The 15,080-nt window shown below is 73.2% G+C and carries 12 protein-coding genes; 7 read left to right on the top strand and 5 right to left on the bottom strand.

What is annotated here, in order from left to right; translation table 11 throughout:
• Positions 1-38 precede the first annotated feature (38 nt).
• Entirely contained in the window at positions 39-1,007 is a 969-nt protein-coding gene (locus tag Q0817_RS07135) for an L-lactate dehydrogenase (RefSeq protein WP_298585464.1), read from the top strand.
• A gap of 63 nt (positions 1,008-1,070) precedes the next feature.
• Here Q0817_RS07135 and putP read toward each other — a convergent pair whose 3' ends face one another.
• Both putP and Q0817_RS07145 read right to left on the bottom strand, forming a co-directional pair.
• Entirely contained in the window at positions 1,071-2,567 is a 1,497-nt protein-coding gene (gene putP, locus Q0817_RS07140) for a sodium/proline symporter PutP (protein WP_298585465.1), read from the bottom strand.
• 152 nt (positions 2,568-2,719) lie between these two features.
• Positions 2,720-4,201, bottom strand: coding sequence for a helix-turn-helix domain-containing protein (locus Q0817_RS07145; RefSeq protein ID WP_298585466.1), 1,482 nt, complete (start codon positions 4,199-4,201; stop codon positions 2,720-2,722).
• Positions 4,202-4,364: 163 nt separating this feature from the next.
• On the opposite strand from Q0817_RS07145, the gene aceA reads away from it, so the two are divergent.
• Positions 4,365-5,648: an isocitrate lyase gene (gene aceA / locus Q0817_RS07150; protein WP_298585467.1), complete on the top strand. Its 1,284-nt coding sequence runs from the start codon at positions 4,365-4,367 to the stop codon at positions 5,646-5,648.
• A gap of 134 nt (positions 5,649-5,782) precedes the next feature.
• A complete protein-coding gene (aceB, locus tag Q0817_RS07155; protein ID WP_298585468.1) occupies positions 5,783-7,459 on the top strand; it encodes a malate synthase A in 1,677 nt (558 codons plus the stop codon).
• Here aceB and gluQRS read toward each other — a convergent pair.
• Positions 7,381-8,382, bottom strand: coding sequence for a tRNA glutamyl-Q(34) synthetase GluQRS (gene gluQRS / locus Q0817_RS07160; protein WP_298585469.1), 1,002 nt, complete (start codon positions 8,380-8,382; stop codon positions 7,381-7,383). The genes aceB and gluQRS overlap by 79 nt on opposite strands.
• 40 nt (positions 8,383-8,422) lie before the next feature.
• Between gluQRS and Q0817_RS07165 the strand changes: the two genes are divergently transcribed.
• Positions 8,423-9,316 carry an MBL fold metallo-hydrolase gene (locus Q0817_RS07165; RefSeq protein WP_298585470.1) on the top strand — a complete coding sequence of 298 codons (894 nt, stop codon included), beginning with the start codon at positions 8,423-8,425 and terminating at the stop codon, positions 9,314-9,316.
• Here the strand turns inward: Q0817_RS07165 and Q0817_RS07170 are convergent.
• Positions 9,249-10,097 carry a phosphatase PAP2 family protein gene (locus tag Q0817_RS07170; protein ID WP_298585471.1) on the bottom strand — a complete coding sequence of 283 codons (849 nt, stop codon included), beginning with the start codon at positions 10,095-10,097 and terminating at the stop codon, positions 9,249-9,251. The two genes, Q0817_RS07165 and Q0817_RS07170, sit on opposite strands and share 68 nt — an antisense overlap.
• 130 nt (positions 10,098-10,227) lie before the next feature.
• Between Q0817_RS07170 and Q0817_RS07175 the strand changes: the two genes are divergently transcribed.
• Positions 10,228-11,241, top strand: a complete 1,014-nt coding sequence (locus tag Q0817_RS07175) for an o-succinylbenzoate synthase (protein ID WP_298585472.1) — start codon at positions 10,228-10,230, stop codon at positions 11,239-11,241.
• On the opposite strand, the gene Q0817_RS07180 is transcribed toward Q0817_RS07175, so the two are convergent.
• On the bottom strand, positions 11,232-11,642 hold the full coding sequence (locus Q0817_RS07180; protein ID WP_298585473.1) for a hypothetical protein: 411 nt from the start codon (positions 11,640-11,642) through the stop codon (positions 11,232-11,234). The genes Q0817_RS07175 and Q0817_RS07180 overlap by 10 nt on opposite strands.
• 453 nt (positions 11,643-12,095) lie before the next feature.
• Between Q0817_RS07180 and Q0817_RS07185 the strand changes: the two genes are divergently transcribed.
• Together Q0817_RS07185 and Q0817_RS07190 are read left to right on the top strand one after the other, a co-directional pair.
• The gene (locus tag Q0817_RS07185) at positions 12,096-14,294 is read left to right on the top strand and encodes a PhoX family phosphatase (protein ID WP_298585474.1); all 2,199 of its coding nucleotides are present in this window, start codon (positions 12,096-12,098) and stop codon (positions 14,292-14,294) included.
• Positions 14,295-14,433: 139 nt separating this feature from the next.
• On the top strand, positions 14,434-15,080 hold a 647-nt coding region (locus tag Q0817_RS07190), incomplete at its 3' end, for a thiamine pyrophosphate-binding protein (RefSeq protein ID WP_298585475.1).

The following is a 15,080-nucleotide window of genomic DNA, read 5'->3' on the forward strand; positions in this document are numbered from 1 at the left end:
CCGCCTCCGCAGACCGCCGAACCCGTCAGGAGCTCACCGTGCCCGAGACCGTTCCCACCACTTCCGCGCGCACCAAGATCGGGGTGGTCGGCGCCGGCTCCGTCGGCTCGTCCCTCGCCTACGCGGCGCTGATCAAGGGCGTCGCGCAGGAGGTCGCCCTCTACGACCTGGCCGGGGACCGGGTCCGCGCCGAGGGCCTGGACCTGGCCCACGGGGCTATGTTCACCCCCAGCTCGCGGGTGACCGGCTCCGACGACGTCGCCGTGCTGGCCGGCTCGGACGTCGTCTTCGTGACCGCCGGGGCCAAGCAGCGTCCCGGCCAGACCCGGATGGAGCTGGCGGGCGCCAACGCGGCGATCCTCGAGTCGCTGATGCCGCGCCTGGTGGAACAGGCGCCCGAGGCCGTGTACGTGCTGGTGACCAATCCGTGCGACGTGCTCACCGTGATCGCGCAGAAGCTCACCGGGCTCCCCTCGGAGCGGGTGATGTCCTCCGGGACCGTGCTGGACACCTCCCGGCTGCGGTGGCTGCTGGCCGAGGAGGGCGGGGTGTCCACCACGAGCGTGCACGCCACGATCGTCGGCGAGCACGGGGACACCGAGTTCCCCCTGTGGTCGAACGCGAACATCGGGCAGATCCCGCTGCGCGAGTGGACGGTCGAGGGGCGCCGGCCCTTCACCGACGACCGGCTGGACGAGATCACGCACCGGACGATCAACGCGGCGTACACGGTGATCCAGGGCAAGGGCGCCACCAACTACGCGATCGGCCTGGCCGGGGCGCGCGTGGCCGAGGCCGTGCTGCGGGACGAGCACGCCGTGCTGCCCGTGTCCACCGTCCTCGAGGACTACCGGGGGATCAGCGGGGTCGCCCTGTCCGTGCCGTCGATCGTCGCGCGGCGGGGCGTCGTCGAGCGCCTGGTCGTGCCCATGGACGAGCAGGAGCTGGCCATGCTGCACCGCTCCGCCGAGGCGATCCGGGCCACCCTGGCCTCGATCGGGTACTGACCGTCCACGGCACGGGGCCCGTTCCGACGTGCGGAACGGGCCCCGGTGCTGCGGTGCGAGAGGTCAGCGAGCGGCCATCTCGTCCTGCGCCGCGTGGGCGAGGCGCACGGCGTCGTCGAACTCGCGCTCGACCTCCTCGTCGCGCCGGTACGTGGCCTTCGAGACCAGCATGGCGGACACGAGGCTGACGACGAAGCCGGGGATGATCTCGTAGAGGTCGGCCCACGGGGTCACGGTCCACACGAACACGGTGACCGCGCCGAGGACCATGCCCGTGATCGCGCCCAGGTTGGTGAGCTTGCGCCAGAACAGGGAGAGGATCACGATCGGTCCGAACGAGGCGCCGAAGCCGGCCCACGCGAAGGCCACGAGGCCGAGGATCGTGTTGTTCTGCTCCCAGGCCAGGAACGTGGCCACGAGGGCGACGGCGGCCACGCCCGCGCGGCCCATCCACACCTGCTTGCGCTCGGACGGGGACCGCTTGACGGTCAGCTTGTACAGGTCCTCCACCAGCGCGGAGGAGGAGACGATGAGCTGCGAGGAGACCGTGGACATGATCGCCGCGAGCACGGCCGCGAGGACGAAGCCCGCGACGACCGGGTGGAAGAAGACCTGCGCGAGGTCCAGGAACACGGACTCGGGGTCGGTCGGGCTCTCCTCCGGGCGGTTGCCGTAGTAGGCGAGGCCCACCAGGGCGGTGGAGATCGCCCCGATGACGCTCAGCACCATCCAGGTCAGCCCGATCCGGCGGCCGGTCTTGGCGTCGGAGGGGGAGCGCATGGCCATGAAGCGGACGATGATGTGGGGCTGGCCGAAGTAGCCGAGGCCCCACGCCAGGGCCGAGATGACGCCGATCACGGTGGCGCCGCGCACGAGCGAGAGGGCGTCCGGGTCCACCGCGGTGATGTTCTCCGCCATCTGCCCGAAGCCGCCGACGTTGATGATCCCGACGACCGGGACCATGATCAGGGCGATGAACATGAGCACGCCCTGGGCCACGTCGGTGTAGGTCGCGCCCAGGAAGCCGCCGAAGAGCGTGTAGGCGATGGTCACGCCCACGACCAGGAGCAGACCCGCGTGGTACGTGGAGCCGAAGGAGGACTGGAAGAACAGCCCGCCGGCGACCATGCCGGAGGAGACGTAGAACGTGAAGAACACCAGGATGATCAGCCCGGAGACGATGCGCAGCAGCCGGGTCCCGCCCTTGAGCCGGTTGTCCAGGAAGGACGGGATCGTGATCGAGTTGTGCGAGACCTCGGTGTAGGAGCGCAGCCGGGGCGCGATGAACTTCCAGTTGACCCACGCGCCGATGATCAGCCCGATGGCGATCCACGCCTCGACCAGCCCGGAGAGGAAGACCGCGCCCGGCAGGCCGAGGAGCAGCCAGCCGGACATGTCGGAGGCCCCGGCGCTGAGCGCGGCGACGCCCGGCTTGAGGTTGCGCCCGCCGAGCATGTAGTCGTCGAGGTTCTTCGTCCTGCTGTTGGCGTACAGGCCGATCCCGATCATGGCGGCGAAATAGATGACGATCGCGATCGTCTGGGATATCTCTTGGGTCATGGTGTCCTTTCCGCCCGGAGCCGGCCCGGTGGAGCGCAGCGTCCAGGGGGGATGGGTGGAACAAAGGTCCCACAGGACTTTACGCCCGCTCCGGGGCAGTGGCCAGCCACTACCTGTATAGGCACCGGGCGCCGACGCCCCGGGCGGCCCGCTCAGGCGTCGTCGTGCGCCTGCAGGAACTCGTAGACCTCGCGCTCGTCGACCCCCGGGAACGCCCCCTCCGGCAGGGCCGCCAGCACGTGCGAGTGCGCCCGGGTGTTGGGCCACGCGTGGCCGGCCCAGACCCGGCTGAGCTCCTCGGGCGGGCGCCGGCAGCACGAGGGGTCCGGGCACGTCGACACGGTGCGGTGCGGGGTGTCCCGGCCGCGGAACCAGCGGGCGTCGGTGAACGCGACGCCCACGCCGATCGAGAACACGCCCTGGCTCGAGAGCTCCGTGCGCGTGGAGCACCAGTACGTCCCGGAGGGGGTGTCCGTGTACTGGGCGAACGCCGTGAACTGGTTGGGCTGGTCGAAGACGGTGCGCCCGGACCACTTGCGGCACGAGATCTGGCCCTCGATCGCCCCGGTGTGGTCCGTGGGGAACGCCAGGCCGTTGTTCTCGTAGGCCTTGTGGATCACCCCGGACGAGTGCACCTTGTGGAAGTGGGTGCGGATGCCCAGGTGGCGGGTCGCGAGGTTCGTGAACCGGTGCCCCGCCGTCTCGTGCGAGACGGCGAAGCGGTCCTTGAGGTCCTCGAGGAACAGATCCCGGTTCCGCTTCGCCTCGAGCAGGAACGGGACGGTCTTGTCCTCCGGCAGCATCACCGCGGCCGCGAAGTAGTTGGTCTGCACCCGCTGGGCGAGGAACTCGGCGTAGTCCTTCGGCGGCTCGTGGCCCAGCACCTGGTGGCCCACCGCCTGGAGCAGCACCGCGCGCGGATCGTGGTCCGCCCGCGGGCTCTGCACCAGGTAGATCCGCCGGTTGAGCAGATCGGTCACCGAGCGGGTCGAGTGCGGCAGGTCGGTGACGTGGTGGATGCTGTAGCCGAGCTTGCCCACCATCTCGGAGATCACGGAGTTGGACACGGGGCCCGAGGAGTAGCCGCCCAGGGTCAGCAGCTCCTTGGCGGCCTGCTCCAGGTCCGGGAAGTAGTTGTCCTGCTCCCGCATGAGCCGACGCAGCTGCACGTTGGCGCGGCGGGCCTCCTCCGGGGTGGCCGAGTTCTTCTCGAGGGCCTCGGCCAGCCGCTCCTGCAGGCCCACGAGCGCCTCGAGCACCTCGGTGGACAGGGCGGAGCTGACCCGGACGGCCGGCAGCCCCAGCTGCTCGTAGAACGGGGAGCGCTGGGCGCGCTCGAGCTGGATCTCGAGCGCCTCGCGACGGTTGCCGGGCTCGGCCCCGAGCAGGGCGTCGACGCTCGTGCCCAGCACCTCGGCGAGGCGCTGCAGCAGGCTCAGCCGGGGCTCGCGCCGCCCGTTCTCGATCACCGACAGCTGCGACGTGGCGGTGCCCGCCCGGTCCGCGAGCTCCGCGAGCGTCAGCCCCCGGTCCTTGCGCAGCGATCGGATGCGCCGGCCGAGACCGATGAGATCGGTGCTGCCGGACTGCTCGGTGGACGTCGGTTCCTCATAGCCCCAGGCGCTGGTGGTCATTTCTTCACCATAAGCGAAAAAGCGTGAAAGTTCACGAGGACATGTGGGGTTCATCCGGTCCGAACTGGGGCAAAGTGGGATGTGTCACCAGGGGAGAGCGAACTTCCCGGTGACCCCGAAGCCGACGAGCACCTGCCCCCGGACCACTCAACGAGGAGCCGACATGTCCTACCCCAACGCCCCCAAGACCGCCGACGAGATCCGCCAGGAGTGGGACGCCGATCCCCGCTGGGCGCAGATCACCCGCGAGTACACGGCGGAGGAGGTCGTCCGCCTGCGCGGCTCGGTGCAGGAGGAGATGACCCTGGCCCGCCGCGGCGCGGAGCAGCTGTGGGAGAAGCTGCACACCGAGGACTTCGTGAACTCCCTCGGCGCCCTGACCGGCAACCAGGCGGTCCAGCAGGTGAAGGCCGGCCTCAAGGCCATCTACCTCTCCGGCTGGCAGGTCGCCGGCGACGCGAACCTCGCGGGCCAGACCTACCCCGACCAGTCGATCTACCCCGCGAACTCCGTCCCGGCGGTCGTGCGGCGGATCAACAACGCGCTGATGCGCGCCGACCAGATCGAGCACTCCGAGGGCACGAGCACCGTCGACGACTGGCTGGTCCCGATCGTGGCCGACGCCGAGGCCGGCTTCGGCGGCCCGCTCAACGCCTACGAGCTGATGAAGTCCATGATCGCCGCCGGCGCGGCCGGTGTGCACTGGGAGGACCAGCTGGCCTCCGAGAAGAAGTGCGGCCACCTGGGCGGCAAGGTGCTCATCCCCACCCAGCAGCACGTCCGCACCCTCAGCGCGGCCCGGCTCGCGGCCGACGTCGCGGACGTCCCCTCGCTGATCATCGCCCGCACCGACGCGGAGGCGGCCACCCTGATCACCTCCGACGTCGACGACCGGGACAAGCCGTTCGTCACCGGCGAGCGCACCGCGGAGGGCTACTACAAGGTCCGCAACGGCCTCGAGGCCTGCATCGCCCGCGGCAACGCGTACGCCCCGTACGCCGACCTGCTGTGGATGGAGACCGGCACCCCGGACCTCGAGCTGGCCAAGAAGTTCGCCGAGGGCATCCACGCGGAGCACCCGGACCAGATGCTCGCCTACAACTGCTCGCCGTCCTTCAACTGGAAGAAGCACCTGGACGACGCCACGATCGCCAAGTTCCAGCGCGAGCTGGGCGCGATGGGCTTCAAGTTCCAGTTCATCACCCTGGCCGGCTTCCACGCCCTGAACTACTCGATGTTCGACCTCGCCCACGGCTACGCCCGCAACCAGATGACGGCCTACGTGGAGCTGCAGGAGCGGGAGTTCGCGGCCGAGGAGCGCGGCTACACCGCCACCCGGCACCAGCGCGAGGTCGGCACCGGCTACTTCGACCTGGTCTCCACCGTCCTCAACCCGGAGTCCTCCACCACGGCGCTGGCCGGGTCCACCGAGACCGCCCAGTTCTGAGCCGAGGGAGCGCGACCGGCCGGGGGCCCGACGGGCCCCCGGCCGCACCGCATCCGACCACGACCCGCTCCGGCCCGCGCCGGAGCCGCCCCACCCGATCTTCCGCAGGACACACTGCAGGCGAGGAACCAGCCATGATGACCATGACCAGCAACCCCGTGACGATCAACGGCGTGACCCTCACGGGTCACCACGTGCCCCGGCAGAACAGTGTGCTCACCCCCGACGCGCTGGGCTTCCTGGCGGCGCTGCACCGCGAGTTCGAGCCCCGCCGGCGCGAGCTGCTGGCCGCCCGCGAGGAGCGGCGCAAGGCGATCGCCCGCGGCACCGACCCCGCCTTCCTGCCGGAGACCCGGAAGATCCGCGAGGACGACTCCTGGCGCGTGCCGCCGCCCCCGCCCGGGCTCGAGGACCGCCGCGTGGAGATCACCGGCCCCACCGAGCGGAAGATGACCATCAACGCGCTCAACTCCGGGGCGAAGGTGTGGCTCGCGGACATGGAGGACGCCAACACCCCGCACTGGACCAACGTGGTCACCAACCAGCTCAACCTCATCGACGCGCTCGAGGGGACCATCGAGTTCACCAACCCGGACGGCAAGAAGTACGCCCTGAAGAACCAGGACGCCCGGACCAACCCGACCATCGTGGTGCGGCCGCGCGGCTGGCACTTCGAGGAGAAGCACCTGTCCGTGCGGGACGAGCCCATCGCGGGCGCCATCGTGGACTTCGGGCTGTACTTCTTCCACAACGCGCGCCGGCTCAAGAAGCTCGGCCTGGGCCCCTACTTCTACCTGCCCAAGACCGAGTCCCACCAGGAGGCGCGGCTGTGGCACGACATCTTCAGCCGCGCGGAGTCCATGCTCGGGACGGACCGCGGCACCATCCGCGCCACCGTCCTGATCGAGACGATCACCGCGGCCTTCGAGATGGAGGAGATCCTCTACGAGCTCGGCGAGCACGCGGCTGGGCTCAACGCCGGGCGCTGGGACTACATCTTCTCGATCATCAAGAACTTCCGGACCCGCGGGCCCCGCTTCATCCTCCCGGACCGCAACGCCGTGACCATGACCCAGCCGTTCATGCGGGCCTACACCGAGCAGCTCGTGCGGGCCTGCCACCGCCGCGGGGCGATGGCCATCGGCGGGATGGCCGCGTTCATCCCCTCCCGCAAGGACGAGGAGGTCAACCGCACCGCGATCGAGAAGGTGCAGGCGGACAAGACCCGTGAGGCGAACGACGGCTTCGACGGGTCCTGGGTGGCCCACCCCGACCTGGTCCCGGTGTGCCGCGAGGTCTTCGACGCGGTGCTCGGGGACAAGCCCAACCAGCTGGACCGGCTCCGCGAGGACGTGGTGCCCGACGACAAGGCGCTCATCGACATCGCCTCCGCCTCGGGGAAGATCACCGAGGAGGGCATCCGCAACAACATCGAGGTGGGGATCCGCTACATCGAGGCGTGGCTGCGCGGCAACGGCGCGGTGGGCATCCACAACCTGATGGAGGACGCCGCGACCGCGGAGATCTCCCGCTCGCAGATCTGGCAGTGGGTGAACACCCGGGCCATCACCGACGAGGGCGAGGAGATCACCCGGGACTGGGCCCAGGAGCTGATGGAGGAGGAGTTCGCGAAGATCGAGCGCGCCGAGGGCGACCGCTTCGACGACGCCCGCTCCATCTTCGAGGAGGTGGCCCTGGGCGACGACTACCCGGCATTCCTGACCACCCCCGCCTACGAGCGGTTCCTGGCCGAGCCCGAGGACCCGCACGCCCCGGAGGAGGCCGGGACCCCCGCGTCCGCGCGCTCCTGAGCGGCCCACCGGGAGGGGTCCACGACCCAGGGCTCCCGGGGCAGGACGTCCTCGTCGAAGACGGCGAGGACGTCCTGCGCCGTCCGGACCCGGCCGGGCAGACCCAGTGACGCCGCCGTCCAGCCGAGCACCTCCTCGACGCCGTGCCCCGCCGCCGCGAGCTCGGCGAGGGTCACGGCGCCGTCGCGCTTGGCGAGGCGCTGTCCGTGCGTGTTGAGCACCAGCGGGACGTGCACCCACTCCGGCTCGGCCAGCCCGAGCACCGCGGCCAGGTACGCCTGCCGGGGGGTGGAGGGCAGCAGGTCGTCGCCCCGGACCACCTGGTCCACGCCCTGGTGGGCGTCGTCGAGGACCACCGCGAGGTTGTAGGCGGGGCGGCCGTCGGTGCGCAGCAGCACGAAGTCGTCGACGAGCCCCGTGTACGCCCCGGCCCAGCGGTCCACGACCGTGCGGGAGCGCACGTCCGCGCGCAGCCGTACCGCGGGGGGCCGCTCGCGCCGGCGCCGCGCCCGCTCGGCGTCGCCGAGGTCCCGGCACGTGCCCGGGTAGGCGCCCGGCGCCCCGTGCGGCGCGCTCGCGGCCGCCTGGATCTCGCGGCGCGTGCAGAAGCACTCGTAGGTGCGCCCCGCCGCGGTGAGACGCTCCACCACGGCCCGGTGCTCGGCCTCCCTCGAGGACTGCAGCAGGGGCGGGCCGTCCCAGTCGAGGCCCAGCCGGGCGAGGTCCGCGAGCTGCCGCTCCGCCGCCCCCGGCCGCACCCGGTCGATGTCCTCGACGCGCAGGACGAAGCGCCGGCCCGTCGAGCGCGCGAGGGCCCACGCGAGCAGCGCCGTGCGGAGATTGCCGAGGTGGAGGTCCCCCGAGGGGGACGGAGCATAGCGGCCGGCGCCTCCGACCGCACGGTCCGGGGCCGAAGTGGTCATGGTTGCCAGGATAGCCAGCGGCGGTCGGTACCCTGGTCGGGTGGCGCGCATCAACGAAATCCGCGACGGCGTCTTCGCCGTGAGCACGGACAACTGGAGGCTGAACTCCGGTGTCGTGCTCGGGACCCGTCGCGCCCTCGTGATCGACACGGGCGCGGGCCCGCGCCAGGCCCGGGAGATCCTGGAGGCCGTCCGCTCGCTCACGGGCCTGCCGCTGACGGTCGTGAACACCCACGCCCACTACGACCACTTCCTGGGCAACGCCGTGTTCCAGCGCGCCGGGGCCGAGGACTTCTGGGCCCACCGCGGCTGCGCGGCGGCGATCGAGGCGCACGGCGACTTCCAGCGCTCGTTCGTGGGCATCCACGAGCCCGAGATGGCTGCCGCCGAGGGACCGGACACCCGTCTCGTCGTGCCCAACCGGCACCTGCCGGGCACGGGCCGGCGTCCCGCCCTGACCCGGGTGGGCCTCGGGGAGCGCGCGGCGGTGCTCTTCTCCTTCGGCCCGGGACACACCGACAACGACCTCTGCGTGGGCGTCGACGACGTCGTCTTCACCGGGGACCTCGTGGAGCAGGGCGCCGACCCCAGCTTCGACGACTCCTATCCGCGGGGCTGGGCCACGGCCCTCGAGAACCTGGCCGCCCTCGAGCGGTACCAGGTCTTCGTTCCCGGCCACGGCAACCCCGTGGAGCGCGGCTACGTGCTCCAGCAGGCCCGGCTCATGCGCACGGCGATCGAACGGGTGGACGCGAGCGAGGTCGCCGCGGCGCAGCCCGACGGCATGCGCCCCGTGACGGCCTCGATGTTCCGCCTGCCCTACAACCCCGGGGCGGCGCGGATCCTGCTGGACCGGCTGGAGCGGATCAGGGCCGAGGACGCCGAGACCGAGGAGCTTGCAGCGCTGTCAGTGCCGCTGCCGCCAGCAGACTGACGCCGAGGATCGCCGCGCACGCCGCGACCGCCGCCCAGCCGCCGCCCGGAACGCGCAGCGCCGCCCACAGCGGCAGCAGACCGACCAGGATCGACCCCGCGCCGAAGACGGCCAGCAGGGCGGTCAGGCCCCCGCCGGGCGCGGGACGCTCCACGGGCCCGGTCAGGCGCAGCACCAGACCGCCCAGGGCCGCCCAGCCCGACACGACCAGCAGGGCCGCCACGACGTCCGAGGGCCGGTGCCAGCCGTTCAGCAGCGTGGCCACCCCGGTCGCGGTCATGGCCCCCGCCCCGAGCAGCGCGACGAACGGCCGGGACGGGGCGGGCGCCGCGAGCAGCACCACCGCCACGGCGGCGGCCGCGGCGGCCGTGTGCCCGGACGGGAAGGAGTTGACGGCGGCCTCCTGGATCCCGAGGTCGGGCTTCTCCAGCAGCACCCGCTTGAGCAGCTGGACCGTCAGGTTGGACAGCACGACCACCGCGGCCCCGACCACCGCCGGGGCGAGGCGCCGGGAGCGCACGGCGAGGACCGCGAGGCACAGCGCCGAGACGGCTCCCACCGCCCAGGGCACCGCGTCGAGCAGCTGGCCGACGCGGGCGGACAGGTCCGGGAAGGCGTTGTTCGCCTGGCGCAGGGCCAGCTCGTCGAGCCACTGCCCGGTCGCGGTGGTCAGGGCCACGACCCCGACCGCTGCCGCCGTCGCCCACAGGGCGGCGGCGCCGAGCAGGTGGCCCAGGACCTGCAGGACGGTGGGGACGGGGCGGCGGGCGGTCGTGGTCATCGAGCTCCTGGGCGGTGGGGCGGATCGTCGGGGTGCCGGCACGGCCGCGGCCGTGCCGGCACCCGCGGAGCCCTCATCATTCCACGCACGCATCGGAGCACCCTGAGAGGCGCCCCCTAGGCTGGGGGGCATGCTCCCCGCCGCGGCCCTGCCCCCGCTCGACGACCTGCTCGCGCACGCGCACGTCGTCGCCCTGCCGATGCGCGTGCGCTTCCGCGGCATCGACGTGCGCGAGACGGTGCTCCTGCGCGGCCCCGCGGGATGGGGGGAGTTCGGCCCGTTCCCCGAGTACGGGGACGCCGAGGCCGGCGCGTGGCTGCGCGCCGCCGTCGACGCCGCGTGGCACGGCTTCCCGGCGCCCCGGCGCACGCGCATCCCCGTCAACGCGACCGTGCCCGCCGTGCCGGCGTCCCGTGTCCCGGACGTGCTCGCCGGCTTCGGGGGCGGTGTGCGCGCCGTCAAGATCAAGGTCGCCGAGCCCGGCCAGGGCCCGGAGGACGACGACGCCCGGGTCGCGGCCGTGCGGGCCCTGCTGCCGGAGGCCGAGCTGCGGGTGGACGCCAACGGCGGCTGGGACGTGCCCACGGCGCTCGCCGCCCTGGAGCGGCTCGGACGGCACGGCCTCGCGTACGCGGAGCAGCCCGTGCCCACGATCGCGGGCCTCGCCGCCGTCCGGGAGGGCCTCGCCGACCGGGGTGTGCCGGTGCTGGTGGCCGCGGACGAGTCCGTGCGCAAGGAGAGCGATCCGCTCGCGGTGGCCCGGGCGGGCGCCGCCGACCTGCTCGTGGTCAAGGCGGCCCCGCTCGGCGGAGTGCGCCGCGCCCTGGACGTCGTCGCGCGGGCCGGGCTGCCTGCGGTGGTCAGCTCCGCCCTGGACTCCTCGGTGGGCATCCGGGCCGGTCTCGCGCTCGCCGCCGCCCTGCCCGAACTCCCGTACGCCTGCGGGCTCGGAACCGTGTCCCTCCTGCGGGTGGACGTCCTGCGCGAGCCGCTGCGGCCGGTGGGCGGGATGCTCGAGCTGCGGGACGCGGTCCCGGACCCCGCGCTGCTGGAGCGCCACGCCGTGGCCGCGGACCGGCGCCGGTGGTGGCTGGAGCGGCTGCGCCGCGTGCACGCCCTGGCCGGGGCGTCGCCTCAGCACTGAGCGGCGTCCCCCAGGACCTCCGCCCGGAGCCGGTCCAGGTCCACGGGCTCGCCCTCGTGCAGCCCGTGGCTGCGGACCCACGCCCGGGCGGCGCGCCAGATGTCGTCGCAGCCGAGCTCCACGTCGGGGTGGGCGGCGCCGATGCGCGTCTGGGCCGTGTGCTCGGGGTCGTCGCCCGTGAACGAGAAGACCGCCACGGGGCTGCAGGCGAGGCCCACCACCCCGCGGACGGAGGCGATGACGCGTCCGTGCAGGCAGTCCCCCGGGTGCAGGTCCCAGGCGCGGTGCATGTGCAGGCAGTCCACGGCCGCGCGCCGGTGCCCGCGCGCGCCGCGCTCGTGCGGACCGGGCCCGCCGGGGTCCTGCTGGGGGAGAAGCCCCACCTCTGGTTCCGGGTGCATCGCGCGCCTCCTACGCCGGTGTCCGGGCCGGCTCCGCCGCCGCGGCGGCACGGCCCGTGGGCGGATCGAGCAGAAGGAGGGGGGTCTTCCGGACGGTCCCCGGTCACGGTCCGGGGCGCTGGACGGATGGGACGGCCTGACGGCACGAGCATCCCAGAACCGGGGCGGGGGCGGAATCGGCCGGCCCAATGTTTCTTCGAGTGAACACGCACCGCTCCCGGGTGCTCGGTGCTCGGGGCTCGCCGCGGGCCGGCCGCCGCCGGCCGCCGTCGGCCGTCACCTGCGGGCGGCCCCGGAGCCGAGCGGCGCGCCACACTCCCCGCCCGGTCACCGCCCGTTAACGTGTGCTTCACCTCGGCGCCCCCCGGGCCCCACACGGCGGTGGTGCAGTGGACTCGCATCCGACACCTGCGGCCGCGGACGCCCGCGGCCCCGACCCTCCCTGGGGGAGCCATGACCGACACCGCCAAGCGCACCTTCCTCCCGCTGCTGGGCCACACCCGTGGCAAGCGCAGCCCCCTCACCTGTCAGCTGAAGTGCGGCAGCGCCTGCGCCGGCCCGGAGTGCAACACCTCCGGCAACGGCTACTTCCGCGACATCGCGAGCGCCGCCCTGACCCGCCGGTCCGCCCTGGGCCTGGGCGCCGCGGCGGCCGTGACCGTCGGCGTCGTCGGGGCCGCCCCCGAGGCCGCCCAGGCCCACGGCCGCGGCCGCTCCGGGCTGTCCTTCGCTCCGATCGCCCCCGTGCCGAACACCGTGGACGACCTCACGGTCCCCGAGGGCTTCGACTGGTCCCCGATCATCCGCTGGGGCGACCCGCTGTTCGCCGATTCCCCCGAGTTCGACCCCTCTGCGCAGACGCCCGAGGCCCAGGCGCGCCAGTTCGGCTACAACTGCGACTACCTCGACATCCTCCGCGACCGGGGCGGGCGCACGGCCGTGCTCGTGAGCAACCACGAGTACACCAACGAGAACCTCATGTTCCCGGCCGGGCAGCAGGACGACCTCCAGCGCGTGGCCGGGGTGGCCCTGGCCGCGCACGGCATGTCCGTGGTCGACCTGACCCGCGCCGGAGCGGGAAAGCCCTGGTCCTACGTCCGCGGCGGCGCCCGGAACCGGCGCATCACGATGAGCACCCCCTTCCGGGTGGACGGGCCCGCGGCGGGCTCCGACCTGCTGAGGACCCAGGCCGACCCCACCGGGGAGCTGGTGCTGGGCACCCTCAACAACTGCGCCGGTGGCACCACCCCGTGGGGCACGGTCCTGTCCGGCGAGGAGAACTTCAACCAGTACTTCAAGGGCAACGGGTCGCCCGAGCAGCAGCGCTACGGGATCTCCGCCGAGGCCCCGAGCCGCCGCTGGCACGAGGTCGACCCCCGCTTCGACTCGACCCTGCCGGGCTACGAGAACGAGCCGCACCGCTTCGGCTGGATCGTGGAGATCGACCCCCAGGACCCGGCCTCCACCCCCGTCAAGCACACGGCCCTGGGCCGCTTCAAGCACGAGGGCGCCAACGTGCGCGTGGCCGAGGACGGGACCGTGGTGGCCTACTCCGGCGACGACGAGCGCTTCGACTACCTCTACAAGTTCGTCTCGGCCCAGAAGTACGTCGAGGGCGACCGCGCCCACAACATGACGCTGCTCTCCGAGGGCAACCTCTACGTCGCGCAGTTCACCGGGGACACGGAGGCCGAGATCGACGGCTCCGGGCGGCTGCCCTCCGACGGCGCGTTCGACGGCTCCGGGCGGTGGCTGCCGCTCCTCGTCGACGGGGAGTCGGCCGTGGACGGCATGTCCGTCGAGGAGGTCCTGGTGTTCACCCGGCTGGCCGCGGACCGGGCCGGCGCCACCAAGATGGACCGCCCGGAGGACGTCGAGCCCTCCCCGCACACCGGCAAGCTCTACGTGGCGCTGACCAACAACACCGACCGCGGCACTCCGGGCAAGGCCGGCCCGGACGAGGCCAACCCCCGCACCCAGAACCGGGACGGCCACGTGCTCGAGCTCACCGAGCGGAACAACCGCGCCGCCGCCCTGGAGTTCGACTGGAACCTGCTGATCGTGGCCGGGGACCCCTCGAAGAACGCCTCGGCGTACTTCTCCGGGTTCCCCGCGGACCAGGTGTCCCCGATCTCCTGCCCGGACAACCTGGCCTTCGACTCCGCGGGCAACCTGTGGGTCTCCACCGACGGCGCCCCGGGGACCATCGGCTACAACGACGGGCTGTTCAGGGTGGGCCTGTCCGGACGCGAGCGCGGCAACGTCCAGCAGTTCCTGGCCGTGCCCCAGGACGCGGAGACCTGCGGCCCGGTCATCCACGACGACGACCGGATGGTCTACGTCAACGTCCAGCACCCGGGGGAGGACGGCTCCTTCGAGGAGCCCCGCTCCTACTTCCCGGACTACGTCGTGGAGACCCGCCAGGGCGAGGGCGAGTGGTCCCTGCCGCGGCCGTCCGTGGCCCAGGTCTTCGCCGCGGGCCGGGACGGGGACCCCGAGTTCCCCGGGGCGATCCACGACAAGCCGGGCCGGGGCCGCAACCAGCACAAGCGCCGCAAGAACGGCGAGCGCGGACCCCGCTACCGCGGCTACCGGGGCAAGGCCACGCCGGAGACGATGAGGGCGGCGCGGACCGCGGCACGCTCCTACTGAGTCCTGCCTCCGGGGTCCTGCCTCCTGTTGCTTCCCGCCTCCTCGGCCCGTCCTCCGGACGCGCCCGGAGTCCACCGGTCCCCGGTCCGCCCTGCGGCGTGCCGGGGACCGGCGCGTTCCCGGACTACCCTGGTCTCCTGTGACCACACCGTCCCTCGACACCGCCCGCGCCGTCCTGGAGGAACTCGTCGTCGCCGGGATGCGGCACCTCGTCGTCGCCCCCGGCTCCCGGTCCGCGCCGCTGGCCTACGCCGCGGCGGCCGCCCAGGCCGCCGGGGCCCTCGAGGTCCACGTGCGGGTGGACGAGCGGGGCGCGGCGTTCACCGCCCTCGGCATCGCCCGGGCCACCGGCCGGCCCGCCGGGGTGCTGACCACCTCGGGCACGGCCGTGGGCAACCTGCTGCCCGCGGTGCTGGAGGCCGACCACGCCGAGGTGCCCCTCGTCGTGCTCTCCGCGGACCGCCCGCCGGAGCTGCGGGGCACCGGCGCCAACCAGACCACCCGCCAGCCGGGGATCTTCGGGGACCACGTGCGCGCCGCTGTGGACCTCCTCCCGGACGACGACGTGCCCGCCCGCCTCTCGGGGGCCCTCGCCGCCCTGGTCGGGCGTGGGCCGGACGGACCCCGGCCGGCAGGACCGGTCCAGCTCAACGTGGCCCTGCGCGAACCGCTGCACCCCGCGCCGGAGGACGGCCCGGTGCTCGCGGCCCGGGCACGGCGGCTGGCCTCCCGCGAGGGCGCACGGCCGGACCCGGGTCCGGCCGCGGTGGCGGCCGGACCCGTCCG

It is taken from the genome of uncultured Kocuria sp., assembly GCF_947500125.1.
GTDB lineage: Bacteria > Actinomycetota > Actinomycetes > Actinomycetales > Micrococcaceae > Kocuria.

Coding starts and splice junctions, on each gene's coding strand:
- putP (WP_298585465.1), bottom strand. CDS start 2,567: ATGACCCAAGAGATATCCCAGACGATCGCGATCGTCATCTATTTCGCC.
- Q0817_RS07145 (WP_298585466.1), bottom strand. CDS start 4,201: ATGACCACCAGCGCCTGGGGCTATGAGGAACCGACGTCCACCGAGCAG.
- aceA (WP_298585467.1), top strand. CDS start 4,365: ATGTCCTACCCCAACGCCCCCAAGACCGCCGACGAGATCCGCCAGGAG.
- aceB (WP_298585468.1), top strand. CDS start 5,783: ATGATGACCATGACCAGCAACCCCGTGACGATCAACGGCGTGACCCTC.
- gluQRS (WP_298585469.1), bottom strand. CDS start 8,382: ATGACCACTTCGGCCCCGGACCGTGCGGTCGGAGGCGCCGGCCGCTAT.
- Q0817_RS07170 (WP_298585471.1), bottom strand. CDS start 10,097: ATGACCACGACCGCCCGCCGCCCCGTCCCCACCGTCCTGCAGGTCCTG.
- Q0817_RS07175 (WP_298585472.1), top strand. CDS start 10,228: ATGCTCCCCGCCGCGGCCCTGCCCCCGCTCGACGACCTGCTCGCGCAC.
- Q0817_RS07180 (WP_298585473.1), bottom strand. CDS start 11,642: ATGCACCCGGAACCAGAGGTGGGGCTTCTCCCCCAGCAGGACCCCGGC.
- Q0817_RS07185 (WP_298585474.1), top strand. CDS start 12,096: ATGACCGACACCGCCAAGCGCACCTTCCTCCCGCTGCTGGGCCACACC.